We start from the raw sequence: 21,825 nt of genomic DNA on the forward strand, positions 1-21,825 counted from the left end.
CACCAGGCCACAGAGCACCCGAAGGAGGAAGAACCCCCTGGCCACGGGGTCAGGGACTCAGTGGGGCTCAGGGGAACTCGCGGGATGTCGCATATGGTCGACGCGGAGACCCGCCTGCCCGTCGATGCCTGGGACACCAGGGACGCCGAGCCCACGATCACCTGGCTGCGTGCCCACCCCGGCATCGAGGTGGTCTGCCGCGACGGCTCGGCGGTCTGCCGCGGCGCGATCAGCGCCGGCGCACCCCAGGCCATCGACGTCAGCGACCGCTTCCACCTGTGGCAGAACCTCGGCCGCAAGGTCTACGAAGTGGTCACCGCGCACCGCGACTGCCTGCCCGAACCCGGCGACAAGACGACCGCTCCCCGGACTCCCGGCGGGCTCATGGCCGCGCGCACCCGCCGCATCCACACCACCGTCCACACCCTGCTCCAGGAAGGGATGGCCCTGCGCGCGATCGGGCGCCACCTGGACCTGGACCGCAACGTCGTCCGCCGCCACGCCCGCGCCGCCACCTGGCAGGAGGTCGCCCCGATCTGGCCTCGCCGTGCCGGCATCGTCGCCCCCTATCAGGGGCACCTGCACCGCCGCTGGACCGAGGGTGAACACACCATCGCGGCCCTCGCCCGCGAGATCACCGCGCGCGGCTTCCGTGGCAGCGAGGCCACCGTCCGCCTCTGCCTCACCTCGCATCGCGAAGCCCTGGACTCCGGCCTTCCCCCACCCGCACCCGCCCGCAGCGCGTTCGAGGTCTCCCGACTGCTGACCTCCCGCCCGGAGCACCTGAACGAAACCCAGCGCGTCTTCATCAAACACCTGCTGGAACGCTGCCCCGAACTGCGCACCCTCCACGGCCTGGTGCACTCCTTCCGGGACGTCTTCGCCAAGAAGCGCACCGTCCTGATGGACCGCTGGATCACGAGCGCCCGCCAGAGCCGTATCGCACCGCTTGTCCGCTTCACCACCGCTCTGCTGGACGACCTCGAAGCGGTGCACGCCGCTGTGTCCCTCCCCTACAGCTCGGGCGCGGCGGAAGGCCGAATCACGGACCTGAAAATGATCAAGCGCCAGATGGCAGGACGAGCCGGAATCCGGCTCCTGCGCAAACGCGTCATCCTCGTCGCCCACTCACGCCGCAACCACCAACTCCCGCCCGACGATGGCCTCTGGGCAATCAACGGCTGCGAAAATCTTGTATGAGCCCAAGGCTGCACCCATCTCGAAGCTACCCAGGTAGACGGAGTGGCGAGGGCCATGCCCTGGAGCGCGAAGGTGAGGGTGTCGACCCCGGGGGTGCTGGAAGGTCTTGGGGCGTTCCTGCGTCCGGTGACCTCATCGCGCTCCACAGGTCGGCGAAGTGGGGACGTTACTTCTCGATCGTGATGTCGGTGAAGCTGATGACGAACGCGTCGGGGCCGTCGTCCTCGTCCAGGTGGTAGCTGGCGCTGGTCCAGGCGTCGGTGAGGCGGATGCGGCGGGAGGTGGGGTCGCCGACGATGAGGATGACGTCCTGGTGGGTGTCGGTGTTCTCGACGTCCTCGACCCAGTTGGTGGTGGCCGGGTGCCGGGTGTCGCCGCGGGTGAGGACCACGTCGCCCCACAGGGGCACGGGGGCCTTGGCGTTGGCGGTGAGGAAGGAGTCGATGTCGAGTGCGGTGCCGGTGAGGGTGAGCTTGGTGACGGAATCGAGTGTTTCGGCCTGGTTGTTGCCGAGGTCGAGGTGGTTCGTGTGCCATGGCCTCCTCCACCTTGGCGGCCGGGCGGAGAACCGCGCTGAGCCCTGTTGCTCGCAGTACTCGCAGGTGTCACGGGTGTGTGCAGACCACTCCGATGGAGCCGCCGGTGTGCAGGGTGCGGCGTCGGGCGTGGCAGATCAACGCGAGGGTTGAGCAGTCGAGGAAGAGGGCGGGCCGCAGGCCCACGATGACGCGGGCACCCACGGATGCAGTTGAGGTCGCTGCGTCCAGTTGTTCCCGGACCGCGGGAACCGTGCAGAGGTCGAGCTCGCCGTGGAGCTCCACCACGGTGTATCCGTCCAGGGTGTAGGTGTGCGCGCTCCCGTGTGCTGCCGGGGCCTGTTCTACGTGCGTGGGTTGAGTTTCGTCGGCCATGACCGTCCCCCGGTTGAACAAGCCCCGTATGGGCGGGGCGTGGCTGGCTCAGACGGCCACCGGGGTCTGGGGTGACACCCGCTCACGGTAGAGAAGCGCGTGGGTGCAGAAACGTGCAGGCAGTCGCTGATTCATCTGTGTGAGCGGTACTGGCTCCAGCAGCCCGCGCGCCCCACCTCTGCCCGATCGGGTCATCGGCCAGTGCAATCAGGGTTGGTGGGGGTGCAGTCGGCCGGCAGGGGCCCAGGCTGCCGCTTCTCCGTATCGGAGCAGGGTTGGGATCTGCGTCGCGGTCGACGAGATGGCGGGGGCGCGGTGGCGAACGACGGTCACCAGGGCCGAGTGCATGGCCGAAAGCCATGGGGCAAGGTTCCGGAACTGGGGTACCCGCCCTACTGCGCATACAGAGGGATGCAGCCCCCCACCGTCGGTGCTTGGAGGGGTGACTGCGCACTGCCGCTCTCCTGGACCCCGAGGCGGCACAAACAACAGGACAGACAGGCCGGCTGGAGCCGCAGCCGACTCGGCGGCTCCAGCCGAGGCCCGTCCGGTGACTTCAGGGCAGGGATTCCCGCATCCCCGCTGCCGGAAGGGCACCTCGCGCGCGGGACGTTGGGGGGAGCTCACCGCTCTCCGCGTGTATGAGGCCGCCGCTTCCTTGCGCCGGGAGCGGCGGCCGTCCCAGGTACTCGCGCCCAGCATCCCACCCCGGCGCCCGGCAGGAGCCGTGCTCGCGCATCCAATGCACAACCTGCCCGCGGCCCGGCGGGCCCAAGTCCGCTGGTGTGCAGCGGTGACGTGGTACGGGGTTGATTCTGCCGCGAATGCGTACACCTGGGCGCGGACGTCGGCGCCGTGGCCGTCCGGGTAGCCGTCGACGCTGTCGAGGCGCAGGCCATGGCCTTTGACGTGGAGGCCGACCTTGCCTTCCTCGACGGTGGCGTTGGCGGTCGTGGGGGCGGTGGACAGGGCCAGCGTGACGGCCGCCAGGACAACGAGCAGGGTCTGGTTCCAATAGTGGTCAACCCGCCAAGCCTCGCCGACATCGACCCTGACGCGGAGGAAGGCGCCGAGCCACCTGGAATCGCCGGCGCAGGATCCTGCGCGATGGCCGCGGTTGGGCTTCTGCGAGCTCAGGACAACTTCGACAACGGGCGCCCCGAGCGCGCCTCGGTCGATCTCGACGCTGCCGGGGGTTCCCTCGCCCAGGGCCTGCTCACTCCGTATCTCCCGCGCATGCAACCCCGCGCGGCCAACGCGAAGGAGTGCCGGCTCAAGCGCGTGTATCGACGGTAACTTGAACCTGCCCTCAATTTGCGGCTAAAGTTGATGCCAGGTTCAAGTTATCTGCTGCGACTCTCCCACCGCCTGCGGCGGGAGGGTGCGCACGCCCTCTCCCCTTTTCGGAGTTGCACCATGGCGACACTGCTGCACATCGACTCGTCCGCGTTCGCGGGCCAGGCGTCCACCTCTCGGGCCGTCACCGAGGCCTTCCGACGTACGTGGCTGGAAGAGCACCCGGGTGGCGAGGTGATCTACCGGGACCTGGCCGCCGAGCCGGTCCCGCACATCACCGCGGACGCCCACACCGCCGGGTCGCTCGACCCGGCGGAGCACACCGAGGAGCAGGCTCGGGCCTTCGCCGAGCGCCTGGCCCTGATAGCGGAGCTGGAGGCGGCCGACGCGGTGGTCATCGGCGCGCCGATGTACAACTTCTCGGTGCCCTCCAGCCTCAAGGCCTGGCTGGACCAGGTGATCCTGATCGGCCGCACCGCCGGCTCGCCGGAGTCGAAGGTGAAGGGCACGCCGGTGACGGTGGTGACCAGCCGCGGCGGCTCCTACGCCCCCGGCACGCCCCGGGCGCCGCACGAGCACGTGCTGAACTACCTGGAGTCGGTGCTGTCGGTGATCTTCGAGATGGAGGCGACCTTCATCGTCGCGGACCTGACGCTGGCCGCGCACATCCCGGCCATGGAGCACCTGGTCCCACTCGGCGAGCAGTCGCGGGCCGACGCGTTCGAGGCCGCCGCGAACGCGGCCCGCGCCGCGTAGTCGCGCGCGACGACTGTGTCGGTCCCGCCTCGGCGGGACCGACACCGTCGTCGTTCCCGGCCGTGCTCAGCCGGGCAGTGGGCCACTGCCGGTGCGGGCGCGCAGGCCCTCGAAGAGCAGGGCGAGGACGCGGCGGCGGCCGGCGTCGTCCCCGGCCCGCACGAGGTCACCGTTGACCTGGAAGAAGCGGGCGATGTCGTCCATCCGGGCGTCCTCGCGCAGGGCCCCTTCGGCGCGGGCGCCGGCGGCCAGCTCGGTGGCGAAGGCCAGGGACCGGTCGCAGACCGCCTTGAGAGCTGGGGCGTTGGGGTAGCGGCGGGAGAACGCGTCGTTGAACGCCGGGTCGTCGGCCTGCGCCTGACAGATAGCCTCGACGTAGGCCAGCAGCCTCTCCCACGCGCTGCCTGCCGTGTCGTCCGCGACGGCCATCGCCGCGCGCACCTGCCGGTCGGCGAGTTCGTTGACGACCTGGTCCAGCAGCGCGTCACGGCTCCCGAAGCGGTTGTAGATCGTGCCGACGCTCACACCCGCCAGCTTCGCGATCGTCTCCAGCGGCGTGTCGAGCCCGTGCTCGGAGAAGGCGTCCGCCGCGGCCTGGCGCAGCTTCTCGACGTTGCGGCGGGCGTCGGCGCGCAGCGGCGGCCGCTGGGGTGCCTCGGGCACAGTGCTCACCTCTCCCTGAATTGAGGAATCCATCGTGTTGTGGGCACGTTGGGGACAGTGAAGTTGAGACTACCTTCATCTTGCGGCCCACCGCCCCACTGCCGCGCCCGCACTTCCCCCACCGGGAAGAACGCCCCATGACCCCCGGGCTTGTTGCCGGTTGTCCTTCCGATGCTCCTCAACCCCCGGTTTGGGGGCCTGGCGGTTGGGCTCGCGGTGGCCGCGGCCCTCCTGATTCAGGACAGGACGCGGAGGGGTCCGTGCAGGTCGGCATCCGCTCCGAGCCCGGCCTGTACAGCGTGACGCTCCGGGCCCGCCCCAAAGCAGTCCGGAGTGTCTCCCTGCTCCGGCCGGATCCGGAGAGGCCCCTTCTACCCGTCTCCCTGCGCCCGATGGAAGGTGGGGGCTTGGTTGGGCGGCGGGGGTGGGGCTGTGGGGAGAGGGATGCTCCTGCCCGTCGTTCCGAACTGCGGAGTTGAGGGCGGTCAGTCGTTCTCGACACGGAGGTCTCGGCGCATCTCGGTGCGCGCTGCCCCCACTGCTCCCAAAATCGCGTGAGGTCCGCATCGATCTCTTGGAACGATCTTTCGGGCTCTGGATTGCCTTCTTCGAGGTACTTGATCCTGCGATACCCACGGCCCAGCTCCATGGCGACGGGGTTCAGCTCGCGGAGCACGGCAGGCGAAGCCACCAGCTGGGCTTCGGCGAAGCCGGCATGGTGTTCGGCGCGTGCCGCTTCCAGCTCCTGGCACACGTTGTCGTCGACATCTCCTCGTCGTACACGATGGAGGTCTCGAAGCTTCTCGGGGGGCCTGTCCCGTGATGCGCGGCTTGGAACCTGGTCGTTCCCTCGGTTACTGGAACGGCATGGGAGCGACCGGGGGCATGGGTGGGGCGTTAGGGGGGGTGTGGGTGAGAAGAGGCTGGTGGGTCTGGATGTGGCGCGTGGTCTTGCGGTGGTGGGCATGTTTGCCGTGCACGTGGGACCGGTTGCCTATCGCAGTGGTGCGGGCTATTTCCTGATCGCTGCCCAGGGGCGTTCATCGGCCCTGTTCGTTCTCGTCGCGGGCTGCTCGCTGGCCGTCGCCCGCGAGCGCGCTTCCGCCTGCCCGGCCGCGGTCCTGCTGCGCCGCACCGTGATTCGGTGCGTCTGCCTGCTGGTCCTGGGCTTGTGCCTGGCCACCTTGCGGACGGGGTTCTTCGTCATCCTGTCCTTCTACGCCGTGTACTTCCTTGCCGTCGAACCCTTCCTGCGGCTGGGCACCCGCCTGCTGGCCGTCGCCGCCGCCGGTGTGATCCTTGGCCCCGTCCTGTCCTATGTGCTCGGCCCGCTCCTGGGCTTTCGCACCGCGGGCCGCGGCGCAGCCCCCGACCTGAGCGATCTCACCAGCTGGGCAGGGGTGGCAAGGACGCTCGACCAGCTTCTGCTGACCGGTGCATACCCGGCACTGACCTACCTCCCCTACCTCCTTGTTGGCCTCGCCCTGGGCCGTCTCGCCGAAACCAACCGCCCAGCGTTGCTCTGGCTGATGGCAAGCTGCGGCACGGCAGCGGCAATCGCCGGCACTCCGGTATCTCGACTGGATTGGATGAGACGGCGACCGCCGTGAGTGAGACGACAGCCGCTGATCTGTCGCACCGAAGATTGAGCGTTCTTGCTGAAGGTTGAGTTCTGCCGCGAAGACCGAAATCAGGACGGCCACTGAAGATGCGTACGTCGTACCGGCGTCGAGTGGTCGATCAAGAACCCTTTCCAGTCCGGGGCGATGCCGGTGAGCTGTTTCGCCCGCTAATCCGCCTGTTTGTCGTCCTTGCCGAGACCGCCATTGCGGCGGAGGTTGGTGATGATCTGGCCGATGGGTACGGTTCGGTGTTTTCGCCCTGTCGGCTCACGGGGGTGAGCAGGATGCGGCTTCGGAGGAGGCCGAAGGTGGCCCTGCCGTGGCCGCGGCGCTGCTGTTCTCCGCGTCCGCGTTCTGGTGAAGGCTGTGCTTCCGAGCGTCGGGCCAAGAGCTGTTCCTCGGCTTTCAGGGAGGACGATGCTCCAGGTGCGCGGGTCAGCGTGCTGGGTTGAGCAGACGGCGCAGCGCCGTCGGTGTGTGGCCGAGGTATTGGCGCATCGTGCGGGTGAGGTGGGCCTGGTCGGCGTAGCCGAGGTCGGCGGCGAGGGTGCTGAGGCTGTTCTCCCCGGCTTCCAGGCGGTCGAGTGCCCTGCCGATGCGGACGCGCTGGCGGTAGTGGGTCACTGTCACGCCGAGTTCGCGTGGGAAGGCCCGGCTCAGGCGGTAGGGGGAGACACCGAGCAGCTCGGCGAGCGACAACAGCGTGTCCGACGCGGGGTGGGCTTCGGCGATCGCCTCGCGGGCGGCTGCGATGAGGGGCCGGTCGCGCCCGGAGGGCGTGGAGTGCAGCGGGGTCGGTCCGGTCGCGGTGCGGCGTATGGCGGTCGCGAGGAGGGCCAGCAGTTCCTCGGAGAGCGCGTAGTCGACGTCTCCGGAGCGGGCGGCGGCGAGCAGGCGGCGGTGGGCAAGGTCGAGGCCCGGATCGACGTAGAGGGCTTGGACGGCCGGTGCCTGGGTGTCTCCGGCGAGGGAGCGCCACAGTTTTGGTGTCACGCTGATCGACGTGCACATGTCGCCGCCGGCGGGATGGGCGAAGCTCTCCTCCTCGCCCGGTGCGCCCATGTAGGCCAGGGTCGTGTCGATGTGGGCCGGGCCGCCTGCGGCTTTCCGGTGGAACCGTCCGCGGCGCACGAGCACCACGCGGTAGTCGGTGCGTACTTCCGGCGCCGACCAGCGGGCGTGGTCGGAACGGCAGGTCACCGCGCTGATGTTGAAGTCGGGGCGGCTGGCGACGGGAATGGCTGTGAGCATCCTTTGCACGTTACGCGCGAGGTCTGACAGCCGCGCCGGGCTGCAAGGATCTTCAAGACCGGGGCGCGCCGCCGGGAGGACGCTTGCGGCGTACGAGGGCTTCCCCGCTCCTGCCCTCGTATGCCGTTGCGTTCATTCCCCTATCGATTCTCAGGAGTCATCGGCATGTCTGTTCTGAAGCAGCTCAGCACGGTCGTCGTGAACTGCGCCGACCCGGCCGCGCTCGCCGCGTTCTACCACAAGGCCACCGGCTGGGAGATCACCCACAGCGACCAGGACTTCGTCTCCCTGGGCAGCGGCACCCCCGTCCAGCTCGCCCTCGTCCGTGTCGACGGCTACGAGACGCCGCGCTGGCCCGACGGCACGATGTACATGCACCTCGACTTCACCGTCTCCGACCTGGACGCCGCGGCCGAGGAACTGCTCAACCTGGGTGCGTCCCGGCCCGGCTTCCAGCCGGGCGAGGGCCGGTGGATCGTCCTCACCGACCCAGAGGGTCACCCGTTCTGCCTCACCGCCGCCCCGGCCGGCGACTGACCGCTCCACCCCGAGAAGGGACAGACCCATGGCATCCATCCACCGCGAAGTGCTGATCGAGGACACCCCTGACCACGTGTGGGCGGCGATTCGCGACTTCGGCGAGGTCCACCACCGCCTCGCACCCGGGTACGTCACCGACACCCGCGTCGACAACGACGTCAGGACGGTCACTTTCGCCAACGGCGCCGTGGTGCGCGAGCTCATCGTCGACATCGACGATGAGACCCGGCGCATCGCCTACGCGGTGGTCGGCGGCTCCCTGGAGCCCACCCACCACCACGCCTCCATGCAGGTCCTCGCCGGGGAGGAGAACCGGAGCCGCTTCGTCTGGATCATCGATGTGACGCCGGAAAGCCTCGGTGCGCCCATCGCCGAGATGGTCGATCTGGGACTCCGCGTCATCAAGAACACTCTCGACCGCGAGGCCACCGCGATCGGTTGAGGGCGACGCCAGGTCAGACAAGCGTGCAGCCCGGACCGCAGAGCATCCGGGCTGCACGCCGACGCAAGTAGCGGACGAAATAGCCCATGTCGTGCCTTCGCAAAGGTACCGCGGGGCAGTGCACACGCGCACGGACCGCGCCGGCACACGGCTGGGGATGGTCACAGACCAGAGTGCGGAGACCACGCGGGCACCGCATTCCGGCACGTCCCATGGGGTCATCCCCGCCCGCCGGCAACGCGTCCGGTCGACAGCTGCTGCACCTGGTTCATACCTCCCGCTCATGCGTCAGAGGCCCCTGGCCCCAAGGCCCCGGTTCTCTCTGGTCTTGAAGTCCATCGCGCCCCTTGAGCTGGGGTGTTGCGACGACCACTAGAACTCAAGATGATGCCCGGGGCCTCTCAGCGCACTTCGCTTGACGTCCGGTTCAACGACCAGCTGCGGCCAGTGTCACGCCCAGTCCACGCCCATCGCCTCGAGGGTGGCGAGCTGATCTGCGGTGAGCTTGCCCGCCTCGACTTGGTGTTCGATACCCATCCCCAGCTTCACGACCCCCGGTTCCCTCTCGCCTGACCGCGATCGTCTCGCTGTGGCCGCGCGGCCCCACACGGTGCGCGCCTTCCCGATCCACCCACTGCGTGGGGTCCGTTGCTCACGCTCGATGTAAACCAGGCAACGGGCGAGCCGCTCCCCGCACGGCCACGCGGGCGGGGAGCGGCAAGAATTCTCCGGGTGGCCCCAGCGCCTGGCCCTGGATGACTACCCAGTCCTGGTTGCCCTGGTCCTTCGGGACCTCGGCGGCGTTGGAGTAGATCCGCGCGCCCTGCCGTCACCGATAAAAGCACTCTGGACGAGCGGCTCAAGGCCGCCCGCTCCGACCTGCGCTTCCAGGACCGCCGCATGACCGACGTCGAAGCACAGATCGCCGGTCCTGGATCAGCAACCTGGCCCTGCCAGGTTGGGGACCCGCGGTTGTCAGTGCTGCGGGTCATACTCGTGCTGCGGTGCCGCCCGGGCAGCGCAGCACGAGGGGAGTGACATGGCTGAGGTGCTGGTTTTCCACCACGGGCACGGACTGACCGCTGGCGTCCGCGAGTTCGCCGAGCAGCTGCGACGGGCTGGACACACCGTCCATGTCCCGGATCTGTTCGAGGGGCAGGTATTCGACAGCCTCCAGGAGGGCATCGACTACGCCGAGAGGGTCGGGTTCGGCACGGTCATCGCGCGTGGAACCGCTGTCGCTGAGGGGCTGCCTGCGGAGCTCGTCTACCTCGGGTTCTCGCTTGGCGTCCTGCCGGCGCAGAAGCTGGCCCAGATGCGCCCGGGCACGAAGGGCGCGTTGCTGCTCGAGGCATGCGTCCCGGTTTCGGAGTTCGGCGGTGCCTGGCCCCAGAGCGTCCCAGTCCAGATCCACGGCATGGACGCAGACCCGTTCTTCTCCGGCGAGGGCGATGTGGACGCGGCCCGCGCGCTTGTCGAGACGGCGGCGGATGCTGAGCTGTTCCTCTATTCCGGCGACAGGCACCTGTTCACGGACAGCAGCCTGCCGTCGCACGACGAGCACGCTGCGACGCAGGCCACCCACCGGGTGCTCGGCTTCCTCGACCGCATCGAATAGCCAGCCGAAGCGGGATCAACAACCTGAGCCTGTCTCCCTGAACGCCCCTCGAGACCACCAGGACGAGCGACAGCAACGGCCTCAACTCGCTGTCACGGACATGTAGTCTATGAATCGTCGCAGTTCAGAGCCCGTAGGCGAGCTCCTGCGGTCGGTCAACAGATCTGGGACCAGAGCGGGGTCCACCTGTTTTCCGCGCTGGCTGAGGATGTCAGCGCGTTCGCTGCGGTGGACGCGCCGGGAACGGAGGTCGTCTTCGAGCGCCTGGCGGTGACCGAGCAGCAGATCGCCGACTACGGGCTGCCCACCGAGCCGCCGAAGGCCAGTGATCACCGCTCGTTCAGCGGCACCTCCACCACCCAGGCCGAGGCCCTGCCGCCCGACGTCCTCGCCGCTGTGCTGAAGGCCGCGATCACCTCCCACCGGGACGTGCGCGTCCTGGCGGCACTCCTTGAGCGTGAGGAAGCCGAACGCCGCCGTCTCCTGGAAAGCCTCGGATACGACCCTGACGCCGACTGAACCGGTGCGCCGTGTTCAGCCGGCCCTGTGCGTGACGTGTGCAGTCCCACCGCGACGGACCGTAGGCGCATCCCCCCCTTGACCGCCGTCAATCTGCTGGAGGCCGTGTTTGATGCGCTGCCGTGCCCGTCGGCGCGGCGCGTCCGGCGCGCGCTGCACACACTATTACCGTGCGTGACTGTGTTGACTTCGCGCAGGTCCTTCCTGGCTACCGCTACGGCAGTGGGCGCCGCTGGTGCCGTGACCATGCTCGCCACGGGACCTGGTCCCGCTGCCAGTGCGGCCCCCGTCGGCCGCGGCTCGGATCGGGCACCTGCGCGGGTGCGGCCGGGCTTCGAACAGCTGGCAGCCGACGGGTACGAGCTGCTGGCGGGCCAGAAGGTCGGGGCGCTCACCAACATGAGCGGCGTCACCCACGACATGCGGGGCATTGTTGATGTCATGCATGCCGATCCGCGCGTGCAACTGACCGCGATCTTCACGGGTGAGCACGGCTACCGCGGGAACCCGCAGGCCGGGAAGTCCGAAGGGGATGCCATCGACAAGCCCACTGGCCTGCCCATCTACGACACCTACCTTAAGAGCGGCACGGCCCTGGCCGACGTGCTGGACAAGGCGGGCATCGATACGGTCGTCTATGACTTCCAGGACTGCGGGGCCCGCTTCTACACCTGCAACTGGACCCTGTACGACGCGATGGTCGCAGCGGCCATGACCCGGCGCCGCTTCGTGGTCCTGGACCGCCCCAATCCTGTCACCGGACGCCGCGCGCTGGGCCCCGTCCTGCACAGGGACCAGGCCAGTTTCGTCGGCCGCGAACCCATCGCCCAGGCTCACGGCATGACCACCGGCGAACTCGCTCTGCTCTACAACGGCGAATTCCTCCCGCAGTCCGCCGGCCGCAAGGTCGACCTGGAGGTGGTGAAACTCGACGGGTGGCGGCGCGCGGACTTCTACGACGTGACCGGCCTGCCGTGGGTGCCGCCGAGCCCGAACATGGCCACCCCCGACACTGCGCTCGTCTACTCCGGGACCTGCCTGTTCGAGGGCACCAACATGTCCGAGGGCCGCGGCACCACCCACCCCTTCGAAATGCTCGGCGCCCCCGGACTCGACGGATCCTGGGCCGCCGCCGTTAACGAACTCGTGCTGCCCGGCGTCTACTTCCGCGAGGCCTATTACACCCCCACCTTCGACAAGCACCACGATAGGGAAGTCGGCGGCCTGCAGATCCACGTCCACGACCGCACCGCCTACGACCCCGTCCGCACCGGCATCGCCCTCCTGGTCACCGCCAAGCAGACCTACAAGGACTTCGCCTGGCTCCCCGACCACTACATCGACCACCTCGCCGGCACCGACCAGGTCCGCCACCTGATCGACAATGGCGCCTCCATCGACGACGTCGTCTCCTCGTGGCAGGACGACCTTGCCGCGTTCACCACCGTGCGCGCCAACTACCTGCAGTACGCATGAGATTCCGGGGCGTGCCGGGGAAGTGGGTCTGACACGCCCTGTCTGTGCACCAGCGGCTCCGCGACGCCGGCAACTGGTCGGACCCGGTGGGCATCCCACAGCTGGTCAGCGCGTCGCGCCCGTACGTGGCCACCCAGCCCGCACGACTAGATTCACTGTCATAGAAGCCGAAACGGCTGGGTTCACTGTCAAACGCCCGGTTGGATGGCAAAGGACATGACAAGGGACAGCGCATGGCGGTGAGTTTCTGTCCTTTCGCAACGAACTCAGTCGATCTCGAGCCGTTGACCAGCGGCGGCTGACTTGGTTGGGATGGCCGCTCCCTGAGCGGTCTTGGCGTCGGGCCCTCTGGGCTGCGGCGGCTCGGTTCGGTGAAACGGATCGCGGTCGATTCGGTTCGCTGAGAAGGGACAGTTTCGGCAGCGGTTCCTGCTCCGCGGGCCCGAGAATGTCGGTGCGTTTTGACACCATCTCGGGGTGTGGGAACGACCGTGGGGGAACTTGTTGACGAGCATGGGCCGGTGGTCGCGTGCGCGTAAGGGGCAACGCCCTGTCCCCGGCCGTCGGTCAGACGTTAACGTTGCCGCCCATGGGCGCAGTGGTCGTCACCGTCATGGCGGGATTCGCCGGGTACCTCGTCACCTATCTCAACAATCTGCGGCTGGCGCAGCGGCAGGAGCGGCTGGCGCGGGTGAACCGCCAGCTCTCCGAGTTCTACGGGCCGCTTCTCGCATTGGTTGAGGTCAACAGTCGTCTTTACCACGCGTTCAGCGAGAAGCCCCCCCGCCCCGAAGGACGCGAGCCGCTGTCCCACCAGGATGAGCAGGCCGAATGGCGGCTGTGGATCACCACCGTCTTCCTGCCCACCCACCGCGCCGTCCGCGACCTCGTCAACACCAAAGCGGACCTGATGGACGAAGCCGACATGCAACCCGTCCTGTTGGAGGTCTACGCGCACGCAGCCTGGCACGAACTGTCCGCCGCGAAATGGGAACGCGGGGACCTGACAATCGAGCACCCGCCCCGCGCGTTCCCGGCAACCGCGATACGCGCCTACGCCAGCGAGAACTTGGTACGACTCAAATCCGAGCAGGCAGCTCTCCTTGGACGGCAGCGCAGGCAGGGCAGGCGCACTGTCACTCGACGCTAGGACCTGTCCGGCGGATCGTGACTGATGCATGGGATGGTGTCCGGGGTCTGGACTGCCGGGTCCCGTGCTGGAGAGGATCACGGGGCCTGTCCCGTGTGTCTGGAGGATCCTCGTGAGCCTGACCAGTCAGATACTTCCGCTCGTCGGCGTCGCGCTGGGAGCGGTGGCGTCGCTGTTGGTGAGCAGTGTGAATGACCGTGCGCGATGGCGGCGTGAGCAGACCGTGCGGTGGGATGAGCGGCGATTGAATGCCTATGCCGAGTACGCCCATGTGGTGAAGGAGCTCACGCATGGCTACCAGCGCGTGGCCATTGGGCGCGGGCTGACGGCTGGGATCTCTCCTCTGGAGCTCACGCCCGAGGTTTCTGCTGAGCTCACCGCGACTGAAGTTCGTCGCGCGGCCCTCGCGGAGAACCTCTGGCTACTGGGTGACAGCCGGACGAATGCCGCCGCGGGGCGGATGAACCAGGGTCTCTGGCATCTTGAGTGGCTCGCCCGAGGGGCCATCGATGCCGATGCGGAGACATGAGAACAGGCATACACCGTGGGCCATGAGTGCCTGTGTCAGAACCGGTGATCTGTGACGTCCTGTGACTGGTGGGCTGTGGTGCGCTCTTGCATGCTGGAAAGGGGAGTTCGCCCTGATCTGGGAAGGGGGCGTTCGTGAGGATCGGGTCCGTGAATCGGCCTGCACGTGTTGCTGTCATCGGTGTGGGCGTCCTCGGAGCCAGCGTGGGCTGGAACCTGTCGAGGCAAGGTGCAAAGGTGGTCTTCATTGATGCAGGCCAGCCGGGCGAAGGCGTCACCAACTGGTCTTTCTCGTGGGTGAATGCCAGTAACAAGACGGTACGCAAGTCCTACTTCGACCTGAACGTCGCGGGCATGGCGGCATACCGCGAGCTTGCCAGGACCATCGGGCCAGATTCATGGTGGTATCCCAGCGGTCACCTGCGCTGGGCGGACGAGCCCGCAGCGGAAGCGAAGCTTCTGACAACAGCCCGACTGCTGGATAGCTGGGACTACCGGGTCGAGGTGTATACGGGAGCCACAGTGCGCCGCGACCTCGAACCTGCTCTCACGATTCCCGCCGAGGTCCCCGTCGTGTTCTACCCCGACGAAGCCTGGGTGCACGGACGTCATCTCGTCGGGCGCCTGGTCGGCCATGCCGTCTCATCCGGCGCCGAGCTGCGGACTGGCACCGCGGTCTGTGACATCGGCACCGGTGGAGACGGGAGCATCCGGACTGTTGCTCTCTCCGATGGGAGCCGCCTCCACGTGGACATGGTCGTGAACGCGGCGGGGCCCCGAGCCTCCCGCGTCGCCGAGTTAGTCGCGCGGCACTTGCCAATGCGCCGGGAACCGGGCGTCGTCACCCGGATCGGCTGTACTCGGGTCCCGGTGCACCGGGCCATGCACGCACCTCACATCGAGATCCGCCCTGACGGAGACGCCTCGGTGGTCCTCCACAGCCGCGAGATCGACGCACTGATCGACACCGGCGAAGATCCAGCGGAACTCGCACGGCTGCTCCAGGAATCGGCGCGGCACGTCGTTCCCGAGCTTGGCAACTCCCGCATCGCACAGACACGGACAGCCCACCGCCCCATCCCCGCCGACGGATTCCCCTCGGTGGGAGCAGTGCCGTCTGTGCCGGGCTACTACGAGGCCGTTTCCCATAGTGGCATCACGCTCGGGCCGGCAATCGGCCGGCTGCTTGCTTCGGAGATCCTCAGCGGGACGAGAGAGGAGATGCTTGCGGACTTCCGCCCGGAGCGGTTCCCCCTATGACAGCCCAAAGCGTCACTGCGGCATGCATGTCTGATGATCTGCGGGGTTTTGTCGGTGGTGGTTCGGCAGTGTGATGTCAGTGGGGTGGGTGTTGGGTAATTGCTGTTCAGCTGGGGTCTGTTGAGGTTTTTGGTGCTGACGTAGTTGCCGGGCTGGTGCTGTTGGTTTTGGTGGGTGGCCGGGGTCGGTTGGTTGCAGGTTGGTACAGCGTGGGGTGTGCCCGTGTCCGGTTGTGGGGCTGGTCGGGGGTGACTGGCTCTCAGTTGCGGTGGTCGCTCAGGCGTGCGGTGCTCGTGATGCGGCTGCCGTCGAGCAGTTCGACGACTTCGCGGTAGAGGTTCTGCTCCCGGTTTGTGGTCAGCTCGCGGTGGCCCCACGCGTCGAGGCCGCGTGTGTAGTTGTCCCCGGCGCGGGTGTCGACCATCCAGCCGCCTTTTCCTGTTCGCTTGGTACGGACTCGCGCCGTTTCATGCGTGCTCAGCGTGTCTGCATCCGCTATCAGGACGTGCCGCTGGAGTGAGCCGCAGTCCGGGCATGGTTGGCGGTCGTCGAGGGGGAGGGCCGACGGCTCGTGGAGCGGGCGATGGCACTCACCGCACTGCACGGTCGCTGTCGCTGGTTCTGCGGCGGGAGGCGGTGCTTTCGGTCGGCTGCGGACCGTGTGGACCGCCACAAGTTTGAGTTTGCGGTCATGGGAACGGCATACCCGCCAGGTTTCTTCAGGCGTCCTGGCAAGGGCGATGACGTCGGTGTGTGTCCCTTCGTCGCGGCAGACGTTCCACTCGCATATGACCACGGTGACGATCCTGGAGGTGGTCGGTCAAGAGCGCTGCTGTGTCGCTGGACTGCGGCTCATCGCAGGGGAGTTGGGGGAGGCCATGGGCAGGTGACGGGACTGTGTGGCTGACGCCCCGGACTTGGTCTCCGTGCGAGTCAGCGGTGCCGGGCCAGGTCGGGAAACGGTCCTGGTATCTGTGCGTCCGGGGCGGGGCCGGTCGAGGTTCTCGGCACCGGACCAGATCACCTGGAGCTGGACTCCCGGGGTGGTCGTTGGAGGCGGGGTGCCGGTGCTTCTTGGGGTGTGGGGTCCAGGGTGTAGCGGATTGCGGTTGCGGTGAGGGCGAGTTGGTGTGCGCCGCGGGTGGTGATGAGGGGGAACAGGGGGCTGTCCGGGGAGCGGTTGTTGAGCTGGGCGTGGAGGCTGGCGGCGTTCAGGAGGGGGCGGGCCCAGCCGGGCGCGGGGTAGATGCGGCAGTGGTGGTGGGCGTTGCTGTCGTGGATTTTGACGGCGGTCGCGGTGGGGTTGATGTCGGTGGCACGGATCAGGGTGAGTTGGCGGGTGTTGGCTCCGGTGACGGCGGTGATGGTGAGGGCTGCTGCGTGCAGGGGGTGCGCCACGGTGGTCAGTCGGGCGGCGAGGACATCGTGCGCCGTGTGCTCGTTTCCTGGCGCGGGTGGTGGGCCGCTGGCGGGGACGGACACGGGGGCGCCCCGGCACGGGGTGTGTGCGAGGCGCTTTGCCACTGTGCTGGCAGGCAGCGTCGGCCCAGTGATCCATTGGCCGCTGTCCTGGCCGGGTGACGGCTCGGGTGGGCGGTGCTGTTCTGTGCTCCTGGTGGAGGCCGGTGAGTGACCCGTTGCCGTCTGGCCGAGTACGGCGCGCGCTGCTGGGAGGGTGTCGATGATCTGGTGCTCGATGCCGTCGAGGAGTGTTTTCAGGGTGGGGGTGGCCGGCCGGTGCCAGAGGAGGGTGAGGCGGATCCCGGTCCGGTCCCGCAGGGCGAGTAGTTGTCCGAAGCGGGTGGATGTGAGGTGGTCGGTACGGGAGACGATGAGATGCCCGATCCCGTGGGCAAGGGTCCTGGCACAGGTGGCGTCCCAGGCGGGGTGCTGGGAGTCGGCCTCGGTGCGTACGCGGTGACCGCCACCCGGTGATGGCTTTGGTGGCGCAGCCGATGAACCAGGTCACCCACGGCGTGGCCAGCTCACCTTCCACGTCCACCTCGACGGGCACATGTGTGGTCGCTCTCCCACACCGCGTTGCGGTGCGTCGCCCGCCGCTGCCCGAACACGTCATGCGCGCGCCCGGCGGCTTCCCCGCTTCTCAGACCGGCCCGTTCACCGCGGGTCAGGTCCCGGCGGATCGCACGGTGCAACGTGGAGAGCGACGGCACCGCGGGTGCGTCCGGCCTAGCGACCCGCAGGCTGATGCCGGTACCGGCTGTCTCGTGACAGTGAAGATTGATTGCCCAGTTCAGACCAGGTGCGCATGCCGAGCCCTCTACTTGGGCCAGATCGCGGTGATCTTTTCCGGGGCAGGCGGGGCGGCGAAGGCGTAGATGGAGTGTTGGGCGCCGGCAAGCTTGGCGATGTGGACGGTGGTGGGGTCAGTGAAGAAGTAGACGGCACGCTGGTCGGGGTCGTAGCAGAGCGCCGTGGTGCCCACGGGAGCGAGGCCGATGTCACGGCGACTGGTAGCTCCGGGGCTGTATACGCGGACCCGATCGCGGGTGGCATACAGGACGCTGCCGCTGGGGAGGGCCGCAGCCCCGACGACACTCTCCTCACCCTCCGGCCACCAGTCGGGTTGGCGATCTGCGGAGGCCCGTGTGTCCGCGTTGTAGATGATGTGATGCACCCGCCCGCCGGGCGAGGATTGACGGAAGGAGAGCCAGCGCCCGGCCTCGGAGCTGCTCTTGTCGGTCGTGGTCCCAGCGTGGAACATCAGGTCCACCCGAGGCTGCTCCCCGAACGGCATCCGGCCGGCGACTTCAGGGAAGACCCTGCTGAGAGGCTGCGGTTCGGGAGTGACCGCCGCCCATCGACCTGCCGTGTTGCGGTACGGCTGGATCCAGCAGCCACCCAGGAGCAGATAGGCCGTCCGGCTGCTCCCAGTACCGGTGATCGCTGCCCCGGTGATCTGCATGTCCGCATTGCTGTCTTGCGTGTCCATCGGGATCCTCCCGTTCGGGTATCGCAAGGATCCTTCCCGCTCACGCGCCCGCACCCTGTCCGTCACTTGGGTGACCGGCAGGGCATCCAAGTAACGGACAATGCGTCCCACCTCGCATGTTCGATGCGATGCGATCAATCTTCGATGGCACACGCTCAAGGTCCGTTGTCACAGGGCACCGGCGTTAAGGGGCGGGCGGGGCACACGCCCGCTGCACGCACGGGGGCTTCAACTCCTGACGTGCGAGCGCCCCCCCGCGGGGGCTGTGCGGGGCTGGCGGGTGGTGTCACGCTGGAAGTGAAGCCCCACGGTGAGGATCCCGGTGACGCTTGCGGCGGTGCCGGCGGGCGGGCGCTGGAGCTGCTGGATGCGGTGGCGGCCCGCGTGATGACGGCCGGTATCCAGGAGTCGATCGGTGATGTCCGGCGTTCGGTGGCGCTTGCCGAGCGGGTGAGGGTCGCGCATGGGCCCGTGTCTGGGTTGCTCTGGCGTATCCGTCGTGGGCGGCGTACTGCGAGGCGGAGTTCGGGATCAGCCGGGCGTAGGTGTACCGGCTGCTCGATATCGCCCGTGCGGCCGGTGTGATCCGCGCGGCCGTCACCGCTGCGGACTCCACAGGTGTCTGTACGCACTTTCAACGAACCTGCGTAGAGACAGTGGTGGTGGTCGACTTCGGTCTGTCCCAGCGGTCCCTTCTGGCTGTTGCGGGCCGTGCCGATCAGGTCGCGGACCTGATCACCCGGCGCCTGTCCATCCTCACCCAGAACAGTTACAGCCAGAGCGTGGACCCGGCCGCGGTGCGCGCCATCGTCCACCAGGCCGTCCACGACGTCCGCAGCACCCCCGCCCGCCGCGCTGCCGACCACTTCACCGGCCGTCGACCCCGCCGTCGATCCGTTTGTCGCCGAGAGCCGGCGGGTGGTTGACGAGCTCGCGGCGACCGCGCACGCCATCGGTGAGCTGATGCTCGAAGTCGCCCCCGGCGCGGCCACGGGGTATCCGTGTGGTCGGCGGGCGTGGAGGCCCGTCGGAGCCGGGGGAACGACTCAGGGTCCCGTAGGCGGGGCCTTGAGCCTGTGCACCTGATGGGGTTGAGGCGACCGGTTCAACGATTGGGTGGCAGAACCGCCCTCCGCCAACGGCTGGTGCACACTCCTCCTCCACTCCGCCGTCTGCCCACCTTCAACTCCGCTGCGCCTGCTGCGCTCGGCGCCCGCGTCCTGTGGCGCCGCCTCGCCCCCGCCCTCCGCCGCACTGGGTAACCCGCTGTCTGCTCTGCGCTAGGGATTTCGCGCGGGTTCTGAACCCCGAAGATGCGAGCCGACTCATCGAGGGCCAGCCGAGATACGGCCGAAAGGGATAGCAGGGCCTGGGGGTCGAGTTCCTGTACGCCGAAAATCCAACGCAAAGTACGGCGCGGCCGTACGATGCTGGCATTCCGCCCTGGTGGTCTCCCCGGGGGCGGTCCTGTCTCCGTCGCGTCTGGCCCCGCATTTCGCAGGTCGCTCGATCAGGTCTGTGGCCAGCGGGTTTGTCTGATGTCGACGTCGAACGGGTCGAGGAGGTGGAGCTGGACGCCTCGGGTGATCTGGATGGTGGGCGGGACGGTGATACGGCCGGTCCGCAGGGTGAGTTCGGCGAGGTGGTAGAGGACCATCCGGCCGGTGGTGCGGGCCCAGCGTTTGTCCGGGTAGAGGCCGCCAACCGCGACCCCGAGCGCTTCCCCGACCCCGACCGCCTGGACCTCGCGCGCGACGCCACAGCGGCTTCGGCATGGGCATCCACTACTGCGTGGGCGCCCCGCTCGCCCCGCGCCGAGGCGGAGATCGGCCTCACAGAGCTCCTGCGGCTTGCCCCGCCTCGCCCCGGCCGACGAGCCGGTCCGCTACGCGAAGGACCTGGTGTTCCACTGACCGGAGCGCATGGTGGTGCGGACACGGTGATCCTTGCTCCGGCCCCACACGGCCGGAGCAACAGCGGTCGCGTCGCTCCCTCGTCAGGAGTAACAAGGAGAGGACGGTGGCGCGGAGGAATGGGCCCGGATGCAGATCGTTGTCGACCTCAATCGCTGTCAGGGCTACGCGCAGTGCGCGTTCCTCGCCCCGCAGGTGTTCGAGCTGCACGGCGAGGAGGCCCTGATGTTCACCCCCGCCGTCCCCGACGACCAGCGCGAACGGGTCCGCAGGGCGGCGGCCGCCTGCCCGGTGCAGGCCATCGTCATCGGTGAGCGGGCGGGCCCCGGTGTCCGGTGAGCGGCACGACGGCCGGATCGTCGTCGTCGGCGCCTCACTGGCCGGGCTGCGCGCCGCCGAGACGCTCCGCGACGAGGGGTTCGCCGGGGCACTGACGCTGGTCGGGGAGGAGCCCCACCTCCCGTACGACAGGCCGCCGTTGTCCAAAGGGGTGCTGCTCGGCCGGGTGAGCGCCCAGGACGTCGGGCTGCCGTCCCGCCGCGACATCGACGCGCGGTGGATGCTCGGCGTGCGCGCCCGCGAGATCGACCCGGTCTCCAAGCAGGTGTTGCTCGACGACGGCGAGCAGTTGCCGTTCGACCGGCTGCTGATCGCCACCGGGACCCGGGCCCGCGCCTGGCCGGACCCTGTTGGGGCCGGTCTGGACGGGGTGCTGACACTGCGCACCCGTGACGACGCGGACCGGCTCGCCGAGCGCCTCGGCGCCGGGCCCCGCCGGGTGCTGGTGATCGGGGCCGGGTTCACCGGTTCGGAGATCGCCTCCGCCTGCCGGGAGCGCGGCCTGGAGGTGACGGTCGCCGAACGCGGACCCGCGCCCCTCGTCGGCGCCCTCGGCGGGACGCTCGGCGCCTTCGCCGCCAGGTTGCAGCGCGCCCATGGGGTGGACCTGCGCTGCGGGGTGACGGTCACCGCGCTGAACGGCAGCAACGGCCGCTTCACCGGCGCCGAGTTCTCCGACGGCAGCCGGATCGAGGCCGATGTCGCCGTGGTCGCCCTCGGCGCCGTCCGCAACACCGAGTGGCTGGCCGGGTCGGGGCTGGCCGCGGGGCCCCGGGGCGTGGCCTGTGACGCGGGGTGCCGAGCCTTCGACATGTACGGGATCGTCACCGACGACGTCTTTGTCGCCGGTGACGTGGCCCGGTTCCCGCACCCGCTCTTCGAGTACCAGATGCTCTCGCTCGAACACTGGGGCAACGCGGTCGCGCAGGCTGAGGTGGCGGCGCACAACATGGTCAGCCCGGGGCCGCTCCGGCGCCCGTACCTGACGGTGCCCTCCTTCTGGTCCAGCCAGTTCGGCCTCAACATCAAGTCCGTCGGCGTGCCGACCTTCTCCGACCAGGTCGTCATCGCGCAGGGCTCGCTGCGGGAGGGCCGGCTGATCGCCGTCTACGGGTACCGGGGGCGAGTCACCGCCGCCGTCAGCGTGAACCGGGCCAAGTGGCTGGAGTACTACCAGCACCTCATCGAGACGGCGGCACCCTTCCCCCCTGGGCCCGGCGCCGCCGACCGGCTCGGCACGGGCGCGCCCGTCTCCTCCGACGTACCGGACCCGCATCACCTCTCGCACGGTCCGACCGTGGCCCTCACCGGCCACCTCCCGGACCGGCGCCTGACCCTGGTGCGGCAGGGCGACTGAGACCACCCACCGTCCGACACCGACGAGGAGC

At 68.7% G+C, this 21,825-nt stretch carries 24 protein-coding genes; 16 read left to right on the forward strand and 8 right to left on the reverse strand.

Annotated elements, in window-relative coordinates; translation table 11 throughout:
• Nucleotides 1-84 precede the first annotated feature (84 nt).
• A complete protein-coding gene (locus tag ACIQ8J_RS33945; RefSeq protein ID WP_403275703.1) occupies nucleotides 85-1,200 on the forward strand; it encodes a transposase in 1,116 nt (371 codons plus the stop codon).
• Nucleotides 1,201-1,366: 166 nt separating this feature from the next.
• Here the strand turns inward: ACIQ8J_RS33945 and ACIQ8J_RS33950 are convergent, their stop codons facing one another.
• Entirely contained in the window at nucleotides 1,367-1,609 is a 243-nt protein-coding gene (locus ACIQ8J_RS33950; RefSeq protein WP_403275705.1) for a hypothetical protein, read from the reverse strand.
• 196 nt (nucleotides 1,610-1,805) lie between these two features.
• Complete coding sequence (locus tag ACIQ8J_RS33955; protein ID WP_403275707.1) at nucleotides 1,806-2,111, reverse strand: STAS domain-containing protein; 306 nt, start codon at nucleotides 2,109-2,111, stop codon at nucleotides 1,806-1,808.
• Nucleotides 2,112-3,008: 897 nt separating this feature from the next.
• Here ACIQ8J_RS33955 and ACIQ8J_RS33960 point away from each other — a divergent pair.
• Both ACIQ8J_RS33960 and ACIQ8J_RS33965 read left to right on the forward strand, forming a co-directional pair.
• A complete protein-coding gene (locus ACIQ8J_RS33960) occupies nucleotides 3,009-3,407 on the forward strand; it encodes a hypothetical protein (RefSeq protein ID WP_403608070.1) in 399 nt (132 codons plus the stop codon).
• A 120-nt stretch (nucleotides 3,408-3,527) separates the two neighbouring features.
• The gene (locus ACIQ8J_RS33965; protein ID WP_403275710.1) at nucleotides 3,528-4,163 is read left to right on the forward strand and encodes an FMN-dependent NADH-azoreductase; all 636 of its coding nucleotides are present in this window, start codon (nucleotides 3,528-3,530) and stop codon (nucleotides 4,161-4,163) included.
• 66 nt (nucleotides 4,164-4,229) lie between these two features.
• Here the strand turns inward: ACIQ8J_RS33965 and ACIQ8J_RS33970 are convergent, their stop codons facing one another.
• Complete coding sequence (locus tag ACIQ8J_RS33970) at nucleotides 4,230-4,835, reverse strand: TetR/AcrR family transcriptional regulator (protein ID WP_403275711.1); 606 nt, start codon at nucleotides 4,833-4,835, stop codon at nucleotides 4,230-4,232.
• Between the two features lie 565 nt (nucleotides 4,836-5,400).
• Between ACIQ8J_RS33970 and ACIQ8J_RS33975 the strand changes: the two genes are divergently transcribed.
• Together ACIQ8J_RS33975 and ACIQ8J_RS33980 are read left to right on the forward strand one after the other, a co-directional pair.
• Nucleotides 5,401-5,649 carry a hypothetical protein gene (locus tag ACIQ8J_RS33975; protein WP_403275712.1) on the forward strand — a complete coding sequence of 83 codons (249 nt, stop codon included), beginning with the start codon at nucleotides 5,401-5,403 and terminating at the stop codon, nucleotides 5,647-5,649.
• Between the two features lie 103 nt (nucleotides 5,650-5,752).
• The gene (locus tag ACIQ8J_RS33980; RefSeq protein ID WP_403275714.1) at nucleotides 5,753-6,436 is read left to right on the forward strand and encodes a heparan-alpha-glucosaminide N-acetyltransferase domain-containing protein; all 684 of its coding nucleotides are present in this window, start codon (nucleotides 5,753-5,755) and stop codon (nucleotides 6,434-6,436) included.
• Between the two features lie 447 nt (nucleotides 6,437-6,883).
• Here ACIQ8J_RS33980 and ACIQ8J_RS33985 read toward each other — a convergent pair whose 3' ends face one another.
• The gene (locus ACIQ8J_RS33985; RefSeq protein WP_403275716.1) at nucleotides 6,884-7,699 is read right to left on the reverse strand and encodes a helix-turn-helix transcriptional regulator; all 816 of its coding nucleotides are present in this window, start codon (nucleotides 7,697-7,699) and stop codon (nucleotides 6,884-6,886) included.
• A 165-nt stretch (nucleotides 7,700-7,864) separates the two neighbouring features.
• On the opposite strand from ACIQ8J_RS33985, the gene ACIQ8J_RS33990 reads away from it, so the two are divergent.
• The 8 genes from ACIQ8J_RS33990 to ACIQ8J_RS34025 all read left to right on the forward strand — a co-directional run bounded on the left by ACIQ8J_RS33990 (nucleotide 7,865) and on the right by ACIQ8J_RS34025 (nucleotide 15,232).
• Nucleotides 7,865-8,236 (forward strand): VOC family protein, encoded by a 372-nt coding sequence (locus ACIQ8J_RS33990; protein ID WP_403275717.1) that lies wholly within the window; start codon nucleotides 7,865-7,867, stop codon nucleotides 8,234-8,236.
• A 28-nt stretch (nucleotides 8,237-8,264) separates the two neighbouring features.
• Entirely contained in the window at nucleotides 8,265-8,681 is a 417-nt protein-coding gene (locus ACIQ8J_RS33995) for an SRPBCC family protein (RefSeq protein WP_403275719.1), read from the forward strand.
• A gap of 958 nt (nucleotides 8,682-9,639) precedes the next feature.
• Nucleotides 9,640-10,299, forward strand: coding sequence for a dienelactone hydrolase family protein (locus ACIQ8J_RS34000; RefSeq protein WP_403275720.1), 660 nt, complete (start codon nucleotides 9,640-9,642; stop codon nucleotides 10,297-10,299).
• A gap of 228 nt (nucleotides 10,300-10,527) precedes the next feature.
• Nucleotides 10,528-10,818, forward strand: coding sequence for a hypothetical protein (locus ACIQ8J_RS34005; protein ID WP_403275721.1), 291 nt, complete (start codon nucleotides 10,528-10,530; stop codon nucleotides 10,816-10,818).
• Between the two features lie 180 nt (nucleotides 10,819-10,998).
• Complete coding sequence (locus tag ACIQ8J_RS34010) at nucleotides 10,999-12,294, forward strand: exo-beta-N-acetylmuramidase NamZ domain-containing protein (RefSeq protein ID WP_403275813.1); 1,296 nt, start codon at nucleotides 10,999-11,001, stop codon at nucleotides 12,292-12,294.
• Between the two features lie 589 nt (nucleotides 12,295-12,883).
• A complete protein-coding gene (locus ACIQ8J_RS34015; RefSeq protein WP_403275722.1) occupies nucleotides 12,884-13,444 on the forward strand; it encodes a hypothetical protein in 561 nt (186 codons plus the stop codon).
• 112 nt (nucleotides 13,445-13,556) lie between these two features.
• On the forward strand, nucleotides 13,557-13,973 hold the full coding sequence (locus ACIQ8J_RS34020; protein ID WP_403275724.1) for a hypothetical protein: 417 nt from the start codon (nucleotides 13,557-13,559) through the stop codon (nucleotides 13,971-13,973).
• A gap of 149 nt (nucleotides 13,974-14,122) precedes the next feature.
• A complete protein-coding gene (locus ACIQ8J_RS34025; RefSeq protein ID WP_403275725.1) occupies nucleotides 14,123-15,232 on the forward strand; it encodes an NAD(P)/FAD-dependent oxidoreductase in 1,110 nt (369 codons plus the stop codon).
• A 259-nt stretch (nucleotides 15,233-15,491) separates the two neighbouring features.
• On the opposite strand, the gene ACIQ8J_RS34030 is transcribed toward ACIQ8J_RS34025, so the two are convergent.
• The 3 genes from ACIQ8J_RS34030 to ACIQ8J_RS34040 form a co-directional block, all read right to left on the reverse strand.
• The gene (locus ACIQ8J_RS34030) at nucleotides 15,492-15,656 is read right to left on the reverse strand and encodes a hypothetical protein (RefSeq protein ID WP_403275726.1); all 165 of its coding nucleotides are present in this window, start codon (nucleotides 15,654-15,656) and stop codon (nucleotides 15,492-15,494) included.
• Between the two features lie 596 nt (nucleotides 15,657-16,252).
• The gene (locus ACIQ8J_RS34035; RefSeq protein WP_403275728.1) at nucleotides 16,253-16,714 is read right to left on the reverse strand and encodes a hypothetical protein; all 462 of its coding nucleotides are present in this window, start codon (nucleotides 16,712-16,714) and stop codon (nucleotides 16,253-16,255) included.
• A gap of 799 nt (nucleotides 16,715-17,513) precedes the next feature.
• Nucleotides 17,514-18,185 carry a hypothetical protein gene (locus ACIQ8J_RS34040; RefSeq protein ID WP_403275729.1) on the reverse strand — a complete coding sequence of 224 codons (672 nt, stop codon included), beginning with the start codon at nucleotides 18,183-18,185 and terminating at the stop codon, nucleotides 17,514-17,516.
• A gap of 545 nt (nucleotides 18,186-18,730) precedes the next feature.
• Here ACIQ8J_RS34040 and ACIQ8J_RS34045 point away from each other — a divergent pair.
• Nucleotides 18,731-19,111 carry a hypothetical protein gene (locus ACIQ8J_RS34045; protein ID WP_403608072.1) on the forward strand — a complete coding sequence of 127 codons (381 nt, stop codon included), beginning with the start codon at nucleotides 18,731-18,733 and terminating at the stop codon, nucleotides 19,109-19,111.
• Nucleotides 19,112-19,695: 584 nt separating this feature from the next.
• Here ACIQ8J_RS34045 and ACIQ8J_RS34050 read toward each other — a convergent pair.
• Entirely contained in the window at nucleotides 19,696-19,842 is a 147-nt protein-coding gene (locus ACIQ8J_RS34050) for a hypothetical protein (RefSeq protein WP_403275732.1), read from the reverse strand.
• A gap of 385 nt (nucleotides 19,843-20,227) precedes the next feature.
• On the opposite strand from ACIQ8J_RS34050, the gene ACIQ8J_RS34055 reads away from it, so the two are divergent.
• Both ACIQ8J_RS34055 and ACIQ8J_RS34060 read left to right on the forward strand, forming a co-directional pair.
• Entirely contained in the window at nucleotides 20,228-20,437 is a 210-nt protein-coding gene (locus ACIQ8J_RS34055) for a ferredoxin (RefSeq protein WP_403275735.1), read from the forward strand.
• Nucleotides 20,427-21,794, forward strand: a complete 1,368-nt coding sequence (locus ACIQ8J_RS34060) for an NAD(P)/FAD-dependent oxidoreductase (protein ID WP_403275815.1) — start codon at nucleotides 20,427-20,429, stop codon at nucleotides 21,792-21,794. The genes ACIQ8J_RS34055 and ACIQ8J_RS34060 overlap by 11 nt, the downstream gene beginning before the upstream one ends.
• Nucleotides 21,795-21,825 lie beyond the last annotated feature (31 nt).

Source organism: Streptomyces sp. NPDC094147, from assembly GCF_044764265.1.
In the GTDB taxonomy this organism is placed as follows: domain Bacteria; phylum Actinomycetota; class Actinomycetes; order Streptomycetales; family Streptomycetaceae; genus Streptomyces.